Below are 17811 nucleotides of genomic sequence, written 5' to 3' on the forward strand. Positions count from 1 at the left end.
TTTCCTAGAGCGATAAACAGTCCCAGCCCTGCAAAGCTGCACAACAATCGATGGCTATTGAGCAAGCGGCTGCAACCTAAAGGATCTCTTTATAATAAAAAGCGAGGTCGAGACACTTTTGTCTCAACCTCCGTGATGAAAATGATGTACTTTCTCCATATGAGCTATATCTTTTAGAAACTCATAATAGGCATAGATGAGGTAACCAGCAGAGACCACACCCAAAATAGCTATTGATACTTCAAATAAGGTAGACAAAGACATGATAAACCTCCTCTCCTTATTTCAAACTACAATGTGCAAAGCGACCATCAGCGGCTGTTTCGTTTCCGATTTTTTCCTTTCTAGCCTGCCTCCGGATTCACCTTTATTATACCAAATTTAAGATAGGAAAACAATGGAAATCCCTTTATAAAAACAATTTTCCCTGACAATTTTGTAAAGCTTGATGCTACTTCCGTTGCTCATTTCTACACCTAAACTTACCCTTTAACCAAAAAAGTTAGGAACACTTTCCTAACTTTCTTCTCTTTTATCATGAACACTCAAGACCAGAAAACCACTTTTAAAAAGGGAGTTCCTCCTCTTCCAGCACCAAATCTGCTAGATCTGCCCCAGTATTATTCTCACGGAGTGCTCTCTGGGCTCGGCTTTCTAAAAGCTGAAAGCCGCTGCAAAGAACTTCTGTCACATAATGAGTGGTTCCATCCTTTTCATAGCGGCGGCTCCGCAATTCTCCGTCCAGAGAAATCAAACTCCCCTTACTAGCATAACTTGCCAAGGTTTCAGCCAAGCGTCCCCAGACAACAAGATTGATAAAATCCGCTTCACGCTCTCCGTTTTGGCTCTTGTACCGGCGATTCACCGCCACTGTCGCACGCGCGACCGACTTATCATTTGCTGTCTTGTGTAACTCTGGTGTAGCCGTCAGCCGGCCAATGATGATGACTTTATTATACATATTTTCTTCCTCCTACTTATCTATTCGCAGGGAATCAAAAAAAAGTTACAGAAATTTGTAACTTTTCTCAGAAATTTTTTACTTTTTATGAACCATGAAACCTGTCGCCTGTTGATTGGCCATAATGGTCATATCTGTAATCTGAACACGACGGGGCTGACTGGTCACATAAACAACCGTGTCTGCGATATCCTGAGCTTGCAAGGCCTCAATTCCCTGATAGACCGTCGCCGCCCTCTCTTTATCACCGTGGAAACGTACTCTAGAAAAATCTGTTTCGACAATTCCAGGCTGAATAGTTGTCACCTTGATGTCCGTTGCGATGGTATCAATTCGCAGTCCATCTGAAAAAGTCTTAACTGCTGCCTTGGTGGCTGAATAGACAGCTGCACCTGCATAGGCATAGATTCCTGCGGTTGATCCCATGTTGATAATATGACCTTGATTGGCTGCTACCATAGAAGGCAAGAAACAGCGAGTGACTGCCATCAAACCTTTGACATTGGTATCCAACATGGTCAGCATATCCAATTCTTCATAGTCTTGATAGGGAGCCAAGCCAAGAGCTAGTCCAGCGTTATTAACCAAAATATCAATCTGCCTTATCGTTTCCAAAATATCGGAGCAGACAGTCTTGACCATAGCCATATCCGTGACATCCAGTGGAAAAGTCCAAACTGTTTGATTTGGATAGGTTACTGCAAACTCTGATTTGAGGGCTTCCAGTCTGTCTGTCCGTCGCCCTGTTAGAACGACATTCTCCCCCTGCTCCAGATAAGCTCGCGCAATGGCTTCACCGATTCCAGATGTCGCTCCTGTAATCACTACATTTTTTGCCATCTTATCCCCCTCTATCTGGTCTATCAAATACTGACAATTTCCTAGGCAGTCCAGTGTTTGGCTGGGTCAAATGGAGTTCCGACAACTTGGTCTTCTGATAATTCAATAACCCCACGTTTTTGCGGCGCATTTGGCAGCTGGAGCTCCCGTGGGCTGCACATCATACCAAAACTCTTTTCGCCACGGAGTTCTCCTGGGAAGATGAGATTGCCCTTCGGCATCATAGCGCCAGATAAAGCCACGATCGTCTTGAGTCCGACACGAGCATTCGGAGCACCAGCCACGATTTGAACCGTCTGATCAGCTGCCACCTGCACTTGGCAGATATTCAGGTGGTCACTATCTGGATGGGCCACCATCTCAAGGATTTCCCCTACAACAAACTTAGGAACACGGTCGTTAACCAGCTCCGCTTGGAAGCCTTCTTTGGTCAATTCTTGGTTGAGAATCGCAACTTGCTCATCTGTCAGCTGAACCTGTCCGCGCTCTGTAATTTCAAAAAGATCTGATAGTTCAAAAATGTTCCAAGCTACTGTCTGTACATTATCTTCGCGGTAAACACGCGCAACATTTCCTTTGCGCTCAGCAGCCAACTTAGCTCCCTGATCATCAGCAGCGATGACCATGAGAACATCTCCAACATGCTCTTTGTTATATGTAAAAATCATTTCTTCCTCCAAAAATACTTTTAAAACTTCTTACAAATTTGCTAAAAAATCATTGATTTGACTCTTGGTCTTGCGGTCACGATTGACATAGCGACCAATCTCTCGTCCATCTTCCACGACAACCAGACTAGGTATCCCATAAACATCCCATTTTTGGGCCACAGCCATACACCGATCCCGATCCACCTCGATAAAGATGAAGTCAGGATTTTCAGCTTCTATCTCTGGCAGAAAAGGCTTGATGAAGCGACAGTCTCCGCACCAATCTGCTGTAAAAAAGAAGACAGTCTTCCCCTTATGATCCACATAAGAAGCTAGCTCTTCCATACTTTGCGGCCGAATCATCACTCTTCCTCATAGGTCAGCTGACCATTTTCATATACGAAGGTGAAATGGCGGTCGTCTTCTAGGACAACCCCTCCAACTGTACGGCTGTCGCTTGATTCATAAAGTTCTACATAGACCGTTGCAATCGGTCCTCGGCTGGCAAAAAATTCCCGCACGATCTGAACAATTTCTTCTCTATTACGCAGTCTTTTCTGCTCCTGCACAAGCTTGGCAGCTCCAAAGGCCACAGCTCCTGCTCCCAAAAGAGCGGTTGTCGTTAAAATGATTTTTTTAGCTTTCATGTAGAATATTTTAACACAAAAGCGCAGAGGCGACAAACAATATTACAGATTTCTCAGCTTCTTTTAGTTCATCCTGTTCTTCCCTCTAAAAAAGTGATAAAATAGAATCAGAAAGAAGGTAAACTTATGTCCGATTTATTTTCAAAAATCAAGGAAGTGACTGAGTTCTCAGCAATCTCCGGTCACGAGGCACCTGTCCGCAGCTATCTGCGCGAAAAAATCACTCCTCACGTCGATGAAGTCGTTACCGACGGCCTAGGCGGCATCTTCGGGGTTCGGCATTCCCAAGCTGAAAATGCTCCCCGCGTTCTGGTTGCGGCTCACATGGACGAGGTTGGCTTCATGGTCAGCGAGATCAAGCCCGACGGGACTTTCCGTGTAGTAGAAATCGGTGGCTGGAATCCGCTAGTCGTGAGCAGCCAACGCTTCAAACTCTTTACCCGCGAAGGCCGAGAAATCCCTGTCATCTCAGGCTCTGTCCCTCCTCATCTGACACGTGGTTCTGGCGGACCAGTTATGCCACAGGTTGCGGACATTGTCTTTGACGGCGGCTTTGCAGATAAGGCAGAAGCTGAAAGCTACGGCATCCGTCCAGGAGACACGATCGTGCCAGACAGCTCTGCCATTCTCACAGCTAACGGTAAAAGTGTCATCTCTAAAGCCTGGGACAACCGCTACGGCGTCCTTATGGTCAGCGAATTGGCTCAAGCCTTGTCTGGTCAACCACTAGGCAACCAACTCTATGTCGGCGCCAATGTTCAAGAAGAGGTTGGCCTGCGTGGTGCCCATGCTTCAACGACAAAATTTGCCCCTGAGGTCTTCCTGGCTGTGGACTGCTCCCCAGCGGGCGACATCTACGGCGGTCAGGGGGCCATCGGTGACGGAACGTTGATTCGCTTCTTTGATCCTGGTCATCTCATGCTGCCAGCTATGAAGGACTTCCTCTTGACAACCGCAGAAGAAGCTGGCATCAAGTATCAATACTACTGCGGCAAGGGCGGAACGGATGCTGGTGCTGCCCATCTCCAAAGCGGTGGCGTACCATCTACCACCATTGGTGTCTGCGCCCGCTACATTCATTCCCACCAAACTCTCTATGCCATGGACGATTTCCTGCAGGCCCAAGCCTTCCTGCAAGCGCTGGTCAAAAAGCTGGATCGCTCAACCGTGGACACGATTACCAACTACTGATTTCGAGAAGCAGCCCGTTCTTCATTCGGGCTGCTATCTATTTTATATAATATAATCTCTTTTAATTTTCCAATTTGAAGAAAATTTTGTTATAATGCTTAGCAGAGGTGAAACTACACATGAAAAAAATTGCTTTTGATTCAGAAAAATACTTAAACCTGCAGCGCGACCATATCTTGGAGCGCATTAATCAATTTGAGGGCAAATTGTACATGGAATTCGGCGGTAAAATGCTGGAAGACTTCCATGCTGCCCGCGTCTTGCCAGGTTATGAGCCGGACAATAAAATTAGACTGCTCAAAGAGCTCAAGGACCAAGTGGAGATTGTCATTGCCATCAATGCCAATAACATCGAACACTCTAAAGCACGTGGGGACTTGGGCATTTCCTATGACCAAGAAGTGCTGCGCCTAATCGATACCTTTAATGAGCTGGATATTTATGTGGGCTCAGTGGTCATTACCCAGTATTCTGGCCAGCCAGCAGCTGATCTCTTCCGCGCTCAGCTAGAAAAGAACGGAATTGACTCCTATATCCACTATCCAATCAAGGGCTATCCTACTGATATGGACCATATCATCTCACCTGAGGGAATGGGTAAGAACGACTACATCAAGACCAGTCGTAATCTAGTCGTAGTGACCGCACCTGGTCCTGGTTCTGGTAAATTAGCTACTTGCTTGTCCAATATGTACCACGACCAAATCAATGGCATCAAATCAGGCTACGCCAAGTTTGAGACCTTCCCAGTTTGGAATCTGCCCCTGCACCATCCGGTCAATCTAGCTTATGAGGCAGCGACGGCAGACCTGGACGATGTCAACATGATTGACCCTTTCCACCTGCAAACCTACGGCGAAACCACTGTCAACTACAACCGTGATATCGAAATTTTCCCAGTCCTTAAGCGTATGCTGGAGCGCATCCTAGGCAAATCACCTTATGCTTCTCCAACAGACATGGGCGTCAACATGGTCGGCTTTGCCATTGTAGATAATGATGCGGCTATCGAGGCTTCTCAACAGGAAATCATCCGTCGCTACTACCAGACGATTCTAGACTTCAAGGCAGAGCGCGTTTCTGAATCTGCTATCAAGAAAATCGAACTCTTGATGAATGACTTGGGCATCACACCACTGGATCGTAAAGTAACCGTTGCTGCGCGTGCCAAGGCTGAAAGCACTGGCGAACCAGCTCTTGCTTTGGAATTGCCAAATGGCGAAATCGTAACTGGTAAAACTTCTGAACTCTTTGGTCCTACGGCTGCTGTATTGATCAATGCCATTAAAAAATTAGCCAATATTGCCAAAGAAACCAAGCTGATTGAACCCGAGTACGTTAAACCAATCCAAGGTCTGAAAATCAATCATTTGGGCAGCCGCAATCCGCGCCTCCACTCAAACGAAATCTTGATGGCTCTGGCAATCACAGCCATGGAAAATCAAGACGCTGCACAAGCCATGCAAGAGCTTGGAAATCTCAAGGGCAGCGAAGCTCATTCAACCGTAATGCTGACAGATGAAGACAAAAATGTCCTGCGCAAACTCGGCATCCATGTAACTATGGATCCTGTTCATCAGTATGATCGCCTTTATAGAAAATAAAAACAAGCTCTGTTAAAAGCTTGTTTAGAAAGCTGGTCCTGCCAGCTTTTTTTGTTAATAGCGCTTGGACAGGAGAAAACGTAAGAGGTAGTAAAGTCCCAAAACCAGGATAATGGTCAAAGTCAGAAACTGATTGAGACTTAAGATGATTGGGAAAACCATGGACAAAACGCTCAAGCACGCTGCCAGTAGCAAAAGGATATCAAACAGCAGAGTGCGAGTCTTTTCGTCAATCATCCGATTGCGTTCATCCGTCACCTGAATGTAGAGCCTATTAAAAGCTTCCTCCCGTTTCAAGGTAAGATTATAACGCAGAACCATCAAGGAAAGCCCCAGAAGCAGACCAACCATAATGCCTTCCTCTAAATCATCCAGAGAATGAACGTAGCTCCATCCCAGCCCCAGCCAGAGGACTAGGATTAGGATGCGGCCGATGATAACCTTCCTTTGAAGTTTTTTCCGAAATTCTTGTTTAGTTACTATTTCCATGTCAGCCTCCTATTTTTCATACGCTTGAAAAGTTTTCAAGATCACCACAATCAATATAAGCCCCACAAAAGGCAGGATTTCCTTAGGGATAAGATTGGCTTGCAAATGGAGGTAAGACAAGCCAACAACCACCAAAATAGCCAATATCCATTTACACAAATAAGTCCATTTCATGATTCATCCTCCCCAAAGAGAAACACTTCTTCAATCCTTAAATTGAAAAAGGATGCAATTTTATGAGCCAAAAGTAGTGAGGCATTGTAGCGGCCTTTTTCCAAAGAAATAATCGTTTGTCTCGTGACCTCTAGCTTCTCAGCCAGCTCCTCCTGGCTGAGCTTTTTTCTTTTTCGTAATTCTTGAATTCGATTTTCCAAGGCTTCCCCCTTTTTATGATGTAAAACGGCCTTTACTTTTCAAACATAGTATAGTCTCCTTTACATCTTTTGTCAAGAAGAAAGCGGCAAAAAAGAGGCTGGGACAAAAGTCCTAGCCTCTCAATTGTCTCTGGATTGTCGAGCAAGACGCAGTGGTTGAGTGGGCTCTATTACGCTGATTTCATCAGCTTTTACAGCCCTACTCAACTGTGCGGAGGTGGGACGACGAAATCGAATTCTAACGAATTACCGATTTCTGTCCCACTCTCTTTTATCATCTTTATTGACTTCCTTTGTTATTTGCTTTTTAAAGCCACAGTCAACTTGACACAAGCTCCTCCTTGGTCTGGATTGAGCAGGGTCAAACGACCACCATGCAAGAGAGCGACCTGCTTAGAAAAGGCTAAGCCGATTCCATGATGGGGATTAGCTGAATTGCGACTTTGGTCACTCTGATAAAAGAGCTGTTCCGCTCCCAGCAGCATCTCCTCTGAAAATGCAGGGCCATTGTTCCAGATAGCAAAAACCAACTGGTCCTGCTGTACTGATACCGTCAGCTTGACTTCTTTTTGGTCTTGGTCAGCATGTTCAAGCGCATTTAGTAAGATATTGAGTAAAGCCCGCTTGAGATAGTCCAAATGAATCGACAAAATCAGACTAAGATCGCAATCTTCTTGGAGATAAAAACGATAGCTTTCCTGTTTGCTGAACAGTGCCCAGTCGTCCTGTAGATCAGCCAAAAAGTCCCTTAAGGAAAGCTGACTAAACTGATTAGCATCAATCTGAAAAGTCTTAGCGTAATCAATCAAAGAGCCACAATACTCTTCCATCTTGTGACTAGCCTGCAAAATCTCAGCAGCATAGTCTGCCTGTGGATGGCCCAACTGCGCCAATTCCAAGAGCTCAGCGTTCCCTTTAATCACAGTTAGGGGCGTCTTCAAATCGTGCGATGTCGCTGATAGCTGTAAAATCAACTCCTGATTATGCTGCTGCTCTCTTTCTAGAAGACGAGCATTTTCTTGGTGGCTGCTCCGTAAATCCCTATAGACTTCTAGCATTTCCTCAATCCGAAAAAGCTTGCTTTGATTTTCTTCTAAAAGCTTCTCGCTCTTTAGCATTTTTATTTCCCTGTCGATTTTTCGGAGCAATTTCAAAATATGATAAAAAGTAATCAGCAGCAAGCTCCCTGCCCAAAAGAACAAGGTGAAAAGGGCATAATCGCTGCCTTGTGTAAATTCATAACCTATAAGCACAAAAATCAAAACATGAAAAAAGACGATTTTTAAACTTGTTGTCCAGACTAGGCTTTTGAAATTTCGGGTTCTAATTGCCATCTATAGCCTACTCCTCTCACTGTTGCGATTGCTTGCAGCCCTTCTTGTTTGCATTTTTGACGAATCTGATACACATATTCTGAGATGGAGCGAAGCTGTGTTTCTGAGCTTTCTGGATAAAGCAAGGTATGCAGGCGTTCAGCTGAAAAGGTCTGCTTGGGATTGCTAGCTAGTAAATGCAGCAACTTAAACTCTCGCTCTGAAAATTTCAAGACTTTACCAAAACAGGCAACTTCATAGCGCTCTGGATAAAATTGACAAGAAGCAATCTCAGAATAGCGCTCCTCCCGTCTTTCCTCCCGCCGAAGATGAGCTCTGACACGCGCCAGCAATTCTTTGGTCCCAAAAGGTTTGACAATATAGTCATCTGCTCCGCGAAAGAGCCCTTCCACTTTGTCCGCCTCCAACTCCTTGGCCGTCAGAAAGATGATGGGACACGAAAAATGAGGACGAATATAGGAACACAGCTCAAAACCATTAACAGGCTCCATCATCACATCCAGCAGAATCAAGTCATATCCGACAAAATGCGTCAGCTCTAGCTCTTCTATCCGATCAAGCGTCGTCACATCATAAGCATCAAGCTCTAGGACGTTTTTCACCAGCTTCAAAATGCTCCGGTCGTCATCAACCACCAAAATACGATACTGTCTCATAATTTCCATTATAGCATACCTCTAGCGAACATCTCGTTTCAAGGTTAAGAATATAGCAGAGCCCCAAACCAAAGCTAGCCAGAACAGCTGTGTTCCCAGCCCTGATAGATCTATTGAATGCTGAAGGCCTTCATACTCAAAAAGATTGAGGGTAGCCAGATCGGGCAGGTATTTTGCTTCCTTGATAAAAGTTGCCAATAAACGGCTGAGACCAATCAAGAGAGGAAAGAGCACCGATACCGGCACAACCCAAGATTGAAATAGCAAAGCGAGTCCAGCAGCTAAAAAAGCCAGAAAAAGATTACTGAGAAGACCAAAAGAGCTGTAATAAAGGAATTTCCCCAGTAAGGACCAGCTAAAGTCCAGGTCAAAACGAGCCAGCATAACAAGGAAACAGCTACTTATAATGACACTATAGAGAACCAAGAGCAATAAGCTCAAAAATGAGATTTTCCCAGCCAACCAAGCCCTTCTATTTGATACGGTTAGAAAATTCGTTCGCATCCCAGACTTGACAAACTCCTGGGCAAAATAAAGGGAAGTAAAGATGACAATGACAGGCTGCGCCAGATAGAGGGCATGCAAAACCTCGCTCAGAGCCTTCGTCTGGCCAACTGCTGTCTGACTGTAGTCAAGATTCATTAGAAAAAATGGAACAGCTACCAGAGCCACCAAGGCTGCACCAAGAGCGAGATAGTAAGAACGGAACTTAATCCATTCACTTTTAAGCAGAGCTATTATCATCAGTATCGCCCTCCTAAATCCGTCTTCAAAAAGCGCAGAGAGGTCATGCCGCCGATGACTAGTAACCATGCGCCTAGTATCAATAGTCCTTGCAAGGGATTGTTAGCATATTGGGAAGTTGGCGTTGCAGTAAACAACTCTCCTGCTGGCTGTGGCAGATAAGCTCCCCAACTCGTGTGAGCTGCCAGGTAGTTTCCCAGATTATATATCTGGGGTACAAGAAAAAGCAGAGAAACCAGCATGGTCCGAGCCAATAAACCTAACAAAAATGAAAGGATTCCCAATAGAGTTAGAGATAAGGTTTTCCACAAAATCAAACTCCAAGCTGCCTGATTGAGCAGAATCGGATCAAGCCCTTCCCTTCCTAAAGCCAGATGCATGACCATATAACTAAAGTAGATTGATAAAAAGCTACTGGCAAGAGAAAAGTAAGTGAAGGTCATGAGTTTTCCGACAAGCAGCTTCAGGCGGTTATTACAGGATAAAAGACTGGTTCTCAAGCTATGAGACTTAAATTCCATAGCTCCCAAAATTCCAGCTAAGATGACCAAAACCATGCCTGCCATAGAGGCACCATTGAGGCCTAGATATTCCAACGGGTCAATGGCTTCTGCCAGACCGGGAACTGTCTCAGGGGTGGCATCCAAGCCAATAGATAAATACTGTCGGCCCTCCAGCCAGGATACGGCAGGCACCAATAGCAGCATGAAGGCCATACTCACTCTGAAAGCCTTGGTTGAACAGATTTTCAACCATTCTGAATGCAATAAAGACATCGTTTCTTTCATTTTAAACCTCCTCTGTCAAATCAAAGAAGAGATCTTCTAGGCTGTCTGAATCTTGCAGCACCTCTTCCAATTGTCCCTGCTCAATAATTCGCCCATGATGAATCAAGACGACATCATCTGTCACCATTTGCACCTCTGACAGGATGTGGGATGATAGAAGTACCGTTTTCCCTAAATCAGCCTGCTGACGGATGAACTTTCTAAACCACTTAATCCCACTTGGATCTAGTCCATTAGTCGGCTCATCTAATATAAGAAACTGAGGATCACCCAGCAAAGCTGCTGCCAAACCCAAGCGTTGACCTTCCCCCAGAGACAGGCTTGACAAAAGGTCCTTCCTCTTATGAGCGATTCCAGTCATCTCCAAAACCTCATCGATCCGAGACTTGGAAATAGCATTACTCGCCGCAATAATCCTCAAGTGGTCATAGACCTTTCGATTGGGCAGACCGCCAATGCCGTCAAAGGCTGCACCTACTGTTCTGAGCGGATAGGTCATTGACTGATAGGTTTGCCCATCAAAAGTCGCAGTCCCAGACGTCGCCCGATCTAATCCCAAGAGAATCCTCAAGGTCGAACTTTTACCAGCACCATTTGGACCCAGAAAAGCTGTAATACGACCGCTTCTAGCTGTAAAAGAAATATCTTTTAAAATCTGCTTGCTGCCATGCTTTTTGCAGACCCCTTCTATTTTCACCATATGTTCCATACTGAACTCCTTTTGATTTTTCTTTAGTATACAGGGGCAAGTTCAGAGAAAGTTCAGACAATAAAAAAACTTGCCTTGCGACAAGTTTCTTTTCTATAATTCCAGTTTTCTCAATATGAATTTCTTTTCTTGACTTACTCACTTATCTCACCACCCTTTCCATTATAGTATTGTTTAAACTCTTTATAAGAGTGAATCTCATGTTCTTGACCATCTACAGAATAGTCAGCTTTGATTTTAACCCCAGACAAAGTTTCCTCTCCCTTAGGCGCAAACCAATGAAGGAGTGTATCGAAGACCTCTGCATTCCCCATTCGATCATAACGCATGGATAACTTTTCATCTCCTTTAATTATCCCCTTCTCTATATTAGGGAATATACTGAATAAGTTGATGTTAGAATCAGGTTTCCCATTACTAGAGTTAATAATACTTCGATAATTAGCTGAATAGTAGTATCCTCGTTCAGAGATACAATCAATTAGATTAGTTAAAGAAAGTGTAACATTATCTAGGTCCTCTGTGCTAGGAATTCTATCTGAATCAGTCGGACTATAATAGTCTTCCTTTCCTAGATTATAGTAAAGTTTTTCCACTTCGGAGATAGGTTTTCCAGCTTCTAGCACCTCAATATAAATAGTATCTTTATAGGCTGGTCCCCCAAATGTAGGAAGCCCAATACGTATAACTTCATTTTTTTTATTCTTTTTTCGAACCTTTTCTAACACATTGACCGTAGAGGCTTTCTGAGTATCTAAATCATAGTAAGAAAAACTAATAAATTCTGTATTTGTGCTCTTAGAATCTTTCAATTCTCTTTCCTTGTAGCTTCTACCAAAAAGATACCGTCCTCCAACTAAAACTGTATCAGCACCAGAAAGAATGTATTTCTTTTCATCCCCTAGCACTTTAATTTTATTTATATCCAATTCATTTACTGATTTAATAATTTTGGGTTCAGATTCTTTTTCTGAAGAGCTCTGATGAAAATAAACGACTCCAAGAACTATAAAAGAAATTGTTACAATCATCCCAATCCAATATCTATATCTCATCGTCTCATCCCCTTATATCAAAACGTTGTATTAGATCCTACTAAATTTGAAAAGTACTTAGAATCCGTCGTTTGCCAATCTACATAAGAGAAACTTCCTGTCTTAGATAAACTCTGCAATCCGTCATATACAACCTGAAAACTAATTTCTTTCTTATTTTTATCACTTTTTTATCACTAATAATATGATTATAATTAACTTGAAATAATTCCTTTACATTAAAAAGTCTTACAACGAGTTCTTAGTTTATTTTTCGATCGCATCCCAGAGCTGGCGGATGCTTTTTTTCTGCACGGGATCGACAAAGTGTGGAGCGATTTCCACCAAAGATTGCAAGACAAAAGCTCGCTCAGCCACATAAGGATGAGGAACAATCAAATCTGGACTGTATATCTCCTCCTGCCCTATGTAAAGGATATCCAGATCAATCACACGCGGTCCCCATTTGATCTCCCGCACGCGCCCTAGATCTGCTTCGATAGCCAGTAAGGTCTGCATTAATTCCTCAGGATTGAGCCAGGTTTCAACTTCAACAACTTGATTAAGGAACGGATCCTGCTCAACGCCACCCCAAGGCTCCGTCTCAATACGGCTTGATGCCTGCAAAATTCTCATATTTTGCTCTGCTATTTTTTCCAAAGCTGCATCCAAATTGGCAGCTGGGCTGCCTTGATTGCTTCCCAGAGCGATAAAAGCCTTCCGCTTTTGACGCACCAGCTTGACTGAGCAGGTCTCTAAAGGCAACGGGACCGGTGCCCAAGGCTTCTTGACCTCCAAGCTGACCTTCTGCACCAAAGGATGAGTCAGAAAAATCCGATCAATCAGCTTGTAAGCCAACGTCTCAATCAAGTCTTCCTTGCTTTCCTGACACCAGTGAGTCAAATCCTGAGCTAATTCTCCATAGTGGATAGAAGCTGTCAGGTCGCCTGTTTTGGCAGCACGAGTCATATCATAGTCCAAAATCAGATCCAGCACAAAACGCTGGCCCAATTCCTTCTCTGCTCCAAACAGACCGTGATAGGCATACACTTCCAAATCCTTAATGCGCAGCTGATCCATTCTCTTATCCTTTCTGATTCAAGTTTCTGCATTTCATCCTTGATAAAACTATCTAGTTCTTGACATGCTCCATCACTGATAAAATCAATGTCCCATCAGTTTGTAAGCTTCATTTTTTAGGTCCTTATCCGTCGCTAAAACGCCACGCGCTGCTGTAGTAACCGTTGCAGTGCCAGGCTTTCTGACTCCTCGCATATTCATACACATATGCTCAGCTTCCACCCAGACCAGGGCCCCTTGAGCACCCAGATAGTCCATCAAGGCTTCAGCAATCTCTACGGTCAATCGCTCTTGAATCTGCGGTTTCTTAGCATAGACTTCTACCGTTCGAGCCAGCTTGGACAAGCCTGCTACCCGACCATTAGGCACATAGGCGATGTGAACCTTCCCGTAAAATGGCAGGAAGTGGTGCTCACACATGGAATGAAAGAAAATATCCTTCTCCACCACCATATTATTGTCAATGATTTCAAAAGACTTGGATAGATGCTCCTCAGCCGTCTCGCCCAGCCCAGCAAAAATTTCCTGATACATCTTGGCAATGCGCTGTGGCGTCTCCTGCAAGCCTTCGCGATTTCCGTCTTCGCCAACCGCCTCAATAATCTGGGCAACTGCTGCTTCAATTTTCTTCGTGTCCATATTCACTCCTAGATTCTTTTTCTTTGTCAATGATATAGGCCCTGACCTGAGCCAAAAAATAAAGGGAGCCCGTAATCAGCAAGAGCTCATCGGTCCCATGCTCAGCTTTCAAATAAGCCTCTAAAAATCCATGCCAATCAGCATAATACAAGCTCTGCTCGCAAGCTAGCGCCTCCATTTTTTCTTTGGAAAAGCTCCGTGGATCTGCAAAATTGGTCAAAATTAGCTGACTCTTAGGCACCTGCTTGAGCTGACCCACCATTTCCTCCAGAGACTTGGTCTGGATACAGCTGAAAAGGATTTTCTTATCCAAGTCTGGATAATGCTGGCTCAAGGTCCTCGTCAACCTCTCCATGGCATGTGGATTGTGGGCGCCATCAAGCAAAATACGAGGCTGATGTGAAATCTGCTCCATCCGACCCGGCCAACTTGTCGCCACTAAAGCCGCGCTAACTTGTTCTTTTGTTAACAGCGGTAGCTGCTTGAGCTGACAATAGAGGTCACAGAGCTGAATCGCCAAACCAGCGTTGTCTACCTGATGTTGCCCCAACAGAGGTGTCAGGTAAGGCTCCGCCTCCCGATGCGCATTAGAGAAATTAAATTGTTCTCCTGATTCAGTCCCGCCCAAGCTCTGAACTTGATAAGACTGCCCATAAACATAGTGGGGAGCTTGCTTTTGATGAGCCTTGTCCTCGATAACCGCCAGAGCTTCTGGCTCAATCCGTCCAGTCACCAAGGGCATATTTGGCTTAATAATCCCCGCCTTCTGCTCGGCAATCGCTGCCAGAGAATGCCCCAGCAAAGCCACATGATCTAAGCCAATGGTCGTAATGGCTGTCAAATCAGGGCGGCAGACATTGGTACTGTCCAAGAGGCCGCCCATGCCGACCTCCATAATGGCCACATCAACCCGCTCCTGAGCCAAATAATCATAGGCCAAAGCCGTCATGATTTCAAACTCAGTCACTCCCTGCAAAACCTCATCGTTCGCTTGCTCTTCAAAGAGAGCTCGATAAGTCTCTAGAAGGCGCGACAAATCTTGATTGGGAATAGGCCGGCCATTGATGGCGATTTGTTCATTGTAGCTGATCAGATAGGGGGAAGTAAAGGTCCCTACACGCAGACCCCGCATTTCCAAGAGTTGACGCAGGTGGGCAATGGTTGAGCCCTTCCCGTTGGTTCCCCCTATATGAATCACTGACAGCTGCAAATGAGGATTTCCCCGCAGCGCCAGCATCCGCTCCATCCGCTCCAAGCCAAAATTAGGACTATCCGTCCGATAGGCTTCCAGCCAGCTTAAATCTGGCAATTCTTCTTTTGTCATAGTCACTTATACTGCCGTAAATTTAGATCTTCCATTTTCTGAGCCAGTCGAATAGCATCACCTATTTCAGCTGCCATTCGGTGAACCTCCACATCATGCACTCGGACAGCCTCAACACCTTGACTAGCTGCAATGCTGGTCAAATGAGCTGAAGCCAGGTCTCTGTTTTGAAAACCTGTTTCCGTCTCTGGGTCAGTCTCAAAACCATTTTCCTCCAAGATATTGACCAAAAAGCGCTTGCGAGAGACACCCAGAAAAATAGGAAAGCCAGCCTGATGAATGCTATCCAACTCCTGTAAGAGCAAGAGATTTTCCCGTTTGGTCAAGCCAAAACCAATCCCTGGATCCAGCATGATTTGCTCCCGCTCCAGCCCAGCTTGCTTAGCTTTCCCCAGTGTTCTTTCAAAAAATGCCCACATGAGCGCCTGAATACCCAGCTGTTCAAAATCCGCTAATTCTGACTCCGTAAAAGCGGCCTCAAAGCCAAAAGTCGGAAAGATTTTCGAGCTAGCATGTTGGGGCCGAGCCATGACTGGATTGAACATGGCGATAACTGGCGCTCCAGCCTTGGCAGCCACAACTGCCATTCTCTCATCACCCAAGACTCCCGTGATGTCATTGATGATATTGGCTCCAGCGGCCAAAGCTGCTTCTGCAACTGGTGCCTTCCAAGTATCTACAGAAATGAGGATATCAGTCTCCCGACGAAGAGCCTCAATGACTGGCACCACACGACCTATCTCCGCTTCGATGTCCACAAAATGGCTGCCCGGACGAGTCGACTCACCACCGATATCCAGCAGATGAGCTCCCTGAGCTATCATCTTGCGTGCTTGCTCCAGAGCCTTTTCCACCGTATTATATTTGCCCCCATCCGAAAAGGAATCTGGGGTAACATTAAGGATCCCACAAAGGGCCGTCTTGCCCTCTGGAGCAAGTTGTCTTAGATTCATCGTATTTCCTTTCCTCTTGCTACTACTACCTTTCAACAAAAAAGGCACACCCATCTAGTGTACCGCAAAGCCAACAGCAGATGCAGCATCAGTTTTACAAACTGCACTTGATCCTACAAGCAGTCCTCTCAGACTCTTGTTTCATTTATCATTTTACCACAATTCCGCTATTTAAGAAAACACTTTTTACAAACAGAAAGGCAAAAGGAGGATCAGAAGTAAATTCCGAAGAAGATGAGCCAGTAAGGACAATTCCAGAGATCCAACCCAAGCTTTTAAGAGCCGGACAAAAGCCATGCCTAAACTTAGATAAATTAGAAAGCAAGATGATTCTCCGGGATTTCTCAGGAAAGCAAAGAGAGCAATTCCCAAGGCAATACGCCAACTCTTTCTGTATTTCATCTGCCTGTTTTGCTTAGCCTGTGATGACATACCAAATAAATCAATGCCAAGCAATAGCAAGGAGGACGCGGAAAAACTGTTTGAGATAAGCTGCTGCAAAGGCGTTATCTCAGAACTCGACTGCCCACAAAGGAGAACAAGACTCGCTGCGTTGCTTGCAATCATCAAAAAATAGAGGTAGCGCAAGTATGGAAACCGCTTGGAAGCACGCAACTCTATCTTAAAATCCCGCCACTCACGAGAAAAATAAGAGGCATACCCTAAAAGAATGAACAAAAACAGAGAGATAAAAAGCAAGTTAGGCCTCGATAAAGCAAAACGATTGGTCATCGGATAAACCAAAAGCAGCAAGACCGATTGCATTAGCATAGCTACTAATAATATTTGGATAGATTTTTGAAATGTGAGCCTCATTTTTTACTCCTTAAAGCTAAGATACAATTCTCATTATAGAACAAAAGATTCGCTTTGCTAGCTCCATGTCCTCAAAAGTCACTTTTTATCCCTGAAATGTCAAAAAAGAGGTCAATCTGACCTCTTCATCCATGAATGATATCTAGTTAACTTTGTGAAATAATCATCACCAAAATAGCAATGGCATTCCGTAACATATGGGCTAAAATTCCCATTTCCAAACGCTTAGTCTGGTGAACCACCAAAGCTAGAACGCCCCCCATACCAGCATAAAGGACAAAACTACCGATGTTGGTCGGACCGTGGAAAAAACCAAAAAGGATAGAACCAACTATCAGACCAATCAACTCATGCTTTGGAAACAGCTTTTGGGGAATCAAACCACGGAAAATAATCTCTTCCAAAATTGGCGCTGAAAAAACAGCTCCCACAATAAGCAAAACAACGGGCGTACTCTGAAACAAGTTTTGCAAAGCAGTTTGATTGGCTGTCGTTCCTGAAAGTTGGCCCTCTAGAACCATAATAATCGCAGCAAAAATACTAACTCCGAAAGTTATCAGATAGGATAATACTAGCCAGATTACCGATTTTAAGTTAAAAAAACTAAAATCAAGGGTCAGTAAGCCTTCTTTTTTAGCCATTCGCAGGGCATAAAAAATGATCAGCAAATAAATCATCAGGATAAGCAAGGTGTATCCCATTGAAAAACTTTGATCTCGACCTTTGTAAAACTGGATCAGTACAAAAGGAACTTGAGTCTGTACGGCTAAAAACAAAGCCAGTAAACTATATTCCACTTTTTGCAAAAAAATTTTCATTTCTTCCTCCTTTTACTTAGTATATCGAATTTTTCCCTTCCTGTACAGCTAAGAGCCATATAAAATCAAAAAATGTGCCATCTGCTCACTAGGAAGCTCCTTCCCTAAGCTTTTGATTCAATCTGGCAGCAAAATAGAGCGCTAAAATTTCAATTTTTAT

At 44.3% G+C, this 17811-nt stretch carries 23 protein-coding genes; 2 read left to right on the top strand and 21 right to left on the bottom strand.

Annotation, left to right across the window (positions count from 1 at the left end; translation table 11 throughout):
• Nucleotides 1–123: 123 nt before the first annotated feature.
• The 6 genes from HBA50_RS09300 to HBA50_RS09325 all read right to left on the bottom strand — a co-directional run bounded on the left by HBA50_RS09300 (nt 124) and on the right by HBA50_RS09325 (nt 3098).
• Nucleotides 124–264 carry a hypothetical protein gene (locus HBA50_RS09300; protein ID WP_166492642.1) on the bottom strand — a complete coding sequence of 47 codons (141 nt, stop codon included), beginning with the start codon at nt 262–264 and terminating at the stop codon, nt 124–126.
• A 301-nt stretch (nt 265–565) separates the two neighbouring features.
• Nucleotides 566–961, bottom strand: a complete 396-nt coding sequence (locus HBA50_RS09305) for a single-stranded DNA-binding protein (RefSeq protein WP_015604291.1) — start codon at nt 959–961, stop codon at nt 566–568.
• Nucleotides 962–1039: 78 nt separating this feature from the next.
• Entirely contained in the window at nt 1040–1801 is a 762-nt protein-coding gene (locus HBA50_RS09310; protein ID WP_037586376.1) for an SDR family NAD(P)-dependent oxidoreductase, read from the bottom strand.
• A gap of 41 nt (nt 1802–1842) precedes the next feature.
• Complete coding sequence (gene ytpR, locus HBA50_RS09315; protein WP_045498090.1) at nt 1843–2469, bottom strand: YtpR family tRNA-binding protein; 627 nt, start codon at nt 2467–2469, stop codon at nt 1843–1845.
• 30 nt (nt 2470–2499) lie between these two features.
• Nucleotides 2500–2814: a thioredoxin family protein gene (locus HBA50_RS09320; protein WP_005591252.1), complete on the bottom strand. Its 315-nt coding sequence runs from the start codon at nt 2812–2814 to the stop codon at nt 2500–2502.
• Complete coding sequence (locus tag HBA50_RS09325) at nt 2814–3098, bottom strand: DUF4651 domain-containing protein (RefSeq protein WP_045498095.1); 285 nt, start codon at nt 3096–3098, stop codon at nt 2814–2816. Before HBA50_RS09325 ends, HBA50_RS09320 begins: the two co-directional genes overlap by 1 nt.
• A gap of 126 nt (nt 3099–3224) precedes the next feature.
• On the opposite strand from HBA50_RS09325, the gene pepA reads away from it, so the two are divergent.
• A complete protein-coding gene (gene pepA / locus HBA50_RS09330; RefSeq protein ID WP_045498098.1) occupies nt 3225–4289 on the top strand; it encodes a glutamyl aminopeptidase in 1065 nt (354 codons plus the stop codon).
• 119 nt (nt 4290–4408) lie between these two features.
• Nucleotides 4409–5893, top strand: a complete 1485-nt coding sequence (locus HBA50_RS09335; RefSeq protein WP_005591255.1) for a DUF1846 domain-containing protein — start codon at nt 4409–4411, stop codon at nt 5891–5893.
• Between the two features lie 54 nt (nt 5894–5947).
• On the opposite strand, the gene HBA50_RS09340 is transcribed toward HBA50_RS09335, so the two are convergent.
• The 15 genes from HBA50_RS09340 to HBA50_RS09415 form a co-directional block, all read right to left on the bottom strand.
• Nucleotides 5948–6382: a DUF2178 domain-containing protein gene (locus HBA50_RS09340; protein WP_045498101.1), complete on the bottom strand. Its 435-nt coding sequence runs from the start codon at nt 6380–6382 to the stop codon at nt 5948–5950.
• Nucleotides 6383–6391: 9 nt separating this feature from the next.
• A complete protein-coding gene (locus tag HBA50_RS09345) occupies nt 6392–6556 on the bottom strand; it encodes a hypothetical protein (protein WP_142322420.1) in 165 nt (54 codons plus the stop codon).
• On the bottom strand, nt 6553–6756 hold the full coding sequence (locus HBA50_RS09350; protein WP_045498104.1) for a helix-turn-helix transcriptional regulator: 204 nt from the start codon (nt 6754–6756) through the stop codon (nt 6553–6555). Before HBA50_RS09350 ends, HBA50_RS09345 begins: the two co-directional genes overlap by 4 nt.
• A gap of 296 nt (nt 6757–7052) precedes the next feature.
• Complete coding sequence (locus HBA50_RS09360) at nt 7053–8090, bottom strand: sensor histidine kinase (protein WP_045498106.1); 1038 nt, start codon at nt 8088–8090, stop codon at nt 7053–7055.
• Nucleotides 8057–8755, bottom strand: a complete 699-nt coding sequence (locus tag HBA50_RS09365; protein ID WP_045498108.1) for a response regulator transcription factor — start codon at nt 8753–8755, stop codon at nt 8057–8059. Before HBA50_RS09365 ends, HBA50_RS09360 begins: the two co-directional genes overlap by 34 nt.
• 12 nt (nt 8756–8767) lie before the next feature.
• Complete coding sequence (locus tag HBA50_RS09370; protein ID WP_045498111.1) at nt 8768–9490, bottom strand: lantibiotic ABC transporter permease; 723 nt, start codon at nt 9488–9490, stop codon at nt 8768–8770.
• Complete coding sequence (locus tag HBA50_RS09375; RefSeq protein ID WP_045498113.1) at nt 9490–10278, bottom strand: lantibiotic ABC transporter permease; 789 nt, start codon at nt 10276–10278, stop codon at nt 9490–9492. The genes HBA50_RS09370 and HBA50_RS09375 overlap by 1 nt, the downstream gene beginning before the upstream one ends.
• A gap of 1 nt (nt 10279) precedes the next feature.
• Nucleotides 10280–10987, bottom strand: a complete 708-nt coding sequence (locus tag HBA50_RS09380) for an ABC transporter ATP-binding protein (protein ID WP_045498116.1) — start codon at nt 10985–10987, stop codon at nt 10280–10282.
• Between the two features lie 134 nt (nt 10988–11121).
• Complete coding sequence (locus tag HBA50_RS09385; protein WP_243746224.1) at nt 11122–12018, bottom strand: hypothetical protein; 897 nt, start codon at nt 12016–12018, stop codon at nt 11122–11124.
• 270 nt (nt 12019–12288) lie between these two features.
• A complete protein-coding gene (folK, locus tag HBA50_RS09390; RefSeq protein WP_045498122.1) occupies nt 12289–13101 on the bottom strand; it encodes a 2-amino-4-hydroxy-6-hydroxymethyldihydropteridine diphosphokinase in 813 nt (270 codons plus the stop codon).
• 84 nt (nt 13102–13185) lie between these two features.
• Nucleotides 13186–13740, bottom strand: coding sequence for a GTP cyclohydrolase I FolE (gene folE, locus HBA50_RS09395; RefSeq protein ID WP_045498124.1), 555 nt, complete (start codon nt 13738–13740; stop codon nt 13186–13188).
• Complete coding sequence (locus HBA50_RS09400; RefSeq protein WP_045498127.1) at nt 13721–15064, bottom strand: bifunctional folylpolyglutamate synthase/dihydrofolate synthase; 1344 nt, start codon at nt 15062–15064, stop codon at nt 13721–13723. Before HBA50_RS09400 ends, folE begins: the two co-directional genes overlap by 20 nt.
• Before the next feature lie 2 nt (nt 15065–15066).
• A complete protein-coding gene (folP, locus tag HBA50_RS09405; RefSeq protein WP_045498130.1) occupies nt 15067–16017 on the bottom strand; it encodes a dihydropteroate synthase in 951 nt (316 codons plus the stop codon).
• A 186-nt stretch (nt 16018–16203) separates the two neighbouring features.
• Nucleotides 16204–16833 (bottom strand): hypothetical protein, encoded by a 630-nt coding sequence (locus tag HBA50_RS09410; RefSeq protein ID WP_045498133.1) that lies wholly within the window; start codon nt 16831–16833, stop codon nt 16204–16206.
• Nucleotides 16834–16979: 146 nt separating this feature from the next.
• The gene (locus HBA50_RS09415) at nt 16980–17651 is read right to left on the bottom strand and encodes a CPBP family intramembrane glutamic endopeptidase (protein ID WP_005591269.1); all 672 of its coding nucleotides are present in this window, start codon (nt 17649–17651) and stop codon (nt 16980–16982) included.
• Nucleotides 17652–17811 lie beyond the last annotated feature (160 nt).

This window comes from Streptococcus cristatus ATCC 51100 (genome assembly GCF_011612585.1).
GTDB classification, from domain to species: Bacteria; Bacillota; Bacilli; order Lactobacillales; family Streptococcaceae; genus Streptococcus; species Streptococcus cristatus_H.

Excerpts from the sequence above, each read along its gene's own strand:
- HBA50_RS09300 (WP_166492642.1), bottom strand. The coding sequence starts at position 264 with ATGTCTTTGTCTACCTTATTTGAAGTATCAATAGCTATTTTGGGTGTG.
- HBA50_RS09305 (WP_015604291.1), bottom strand. The coding sequence starts at position 961 with ATGTATAATAAAGTCATCATCATTGGCCGGCTGACGGCTACACCAGAG.
- HBA50_RS09310 (WP_037586376.1), bottom strand. The coding sequence starts at position 1,801 with ATGGCAAAAAATGTAGTGATTACAGGAGCGACATCTGGAATCGGTGAA.
- ytpR (WP_045498090.1), bottom strand. The coding sequence starts at position 2,469 with ATGATTTTTACATATAACAAAGAGCATGTTGGAGATGTTCTCATGGTC.
- HBA50_RS09320 (WP_005591252.1), bottom strand. The coding sequence starts at position 2,814 with ATGATTCGGCCGCAAAGTATGGAAGAGCTAGCTTCTTATGTGGATCAT.
- HBA50_RS09325 (WP_045498095.1), bottom strand. The coding sequence starts at position 3,098 with ATGAAAGCTAAAAAAATCATTTTAACGACAACCGCTCTTTTGGGAGCA.
- pepA (WP_045498098.1), top strand. The coding sequence starts at position 3,225 with ATGTCCGATTTATTTTCAAAAATCAAGGAAGTGACTGAGTTCTCAGCA.
- HBA50_RS09335 (WP_005591255.1), top strand. The coding sequence starts at position 4,409 with ATGAAAAAAATTGCTTTTGATTCAGAAAAATACTTAAACCTGCAGCGC.
- HBA50_RS09340 (WP_045498101.1), bottom strand. The coding sequence starts at position 6,382 with ATGGAAATAGTAACTAAACAAGAATTTCGGAAAAAACTTCAAAGGAAG.
- HBA50_RS09345 (WP_142322420.1), bottom strand. The coding sequence starts at position 6,556 with ATGAAATGGACTTATTTGTGTAAATGGATATTGGCTATTTTGGTGGTT.
- HBA50_RS09360 (WP_045498106.1), bottom strand. The coding sequence starts at position 8,090 with ATGGCAATTAGAACCCGAAATTTCAAAAGCCTAGTCTGGACAACAAGT.
- HBA50_RS09365 (WP_045498108.1), bottom strand. The coding sequence starts at position 8,755 with ATGGAAATTATGAGACAGTATCGTATTTTGGTGGTTGATGACGACCGG.
- HBA50_RS09370 (WP_045498111.1), bottom strand. The coding sequence starts at position 9,490 with ATGATAATAGCTCTGCTTAAAAGTGAATGGATTAAGTTCCGTTCTTAC.
- HBA50_RS09375 (WP_045498113.1), bottom strand. The coding sequence starts at position 10,278 with ATGAAAGAAACGATGTCTTTATTGCATTCAGAATGGTTGAAAATCTGT.
- HBA50_RS09380 (WP_045498116.1), bottom strand. The coding sequence starts at position 10,987 with ATGGAACATATGGTGAAAATAGAAGGGGTCTGCAAAAAGCATGGCAGC.
- HBA50_RS09385 (WP_243746224.1), bottom strand. The coding sequence starts at position 12,018 with ATGATTGTAACAATTTCTTTTATAGTTCTTGGAGTCGTTTATTTTCAT.
- folK (WP_045498122.1), bottom strand. The coding sequence starts at position 13,101 with ATGGATCAGCTGCGCATTAAGGATTTGGAAGTGTATGCCTATCACGGT.
- folE (WP_045498124.1), bottom strand. The coding sequence starts at position 13,740 with ATGGACACGAAGAAAATTGAAGCAGCAGTTGCCCAGATTATTGAGGCG.
- HBA50_RS09400 (WP_045498127.1), bottom strand. The coding sequence starts at position 15,064 with ATGACAAAAGAAGAATTGCCAGATTTAAGCTGGCTGGAAGCCTATCGG.
- folP (WP_045498130.1), bottom strand. The coding sequence starts at position 16,017 with ATGAATCTAAGACAACTTGCTCCAGAGGGCAAGACGGCCCTTTGTGGG.
- HBA50_RS09410 (WP_045498133.1), bottom strand. The coding sequence starts at position 16,833 with ATGAGGCTCACATTTCAAAAATCTATCCAAATATTATTAGTAGCTATG.
- HBA50_RS09415 (WP_005591269.1), bottom strand. The coding sequence starts at position 17,651 with ATGAAAATTTTTTTGCAAAAAGTGGAATATAGTTTACTGGCTTTGTTT.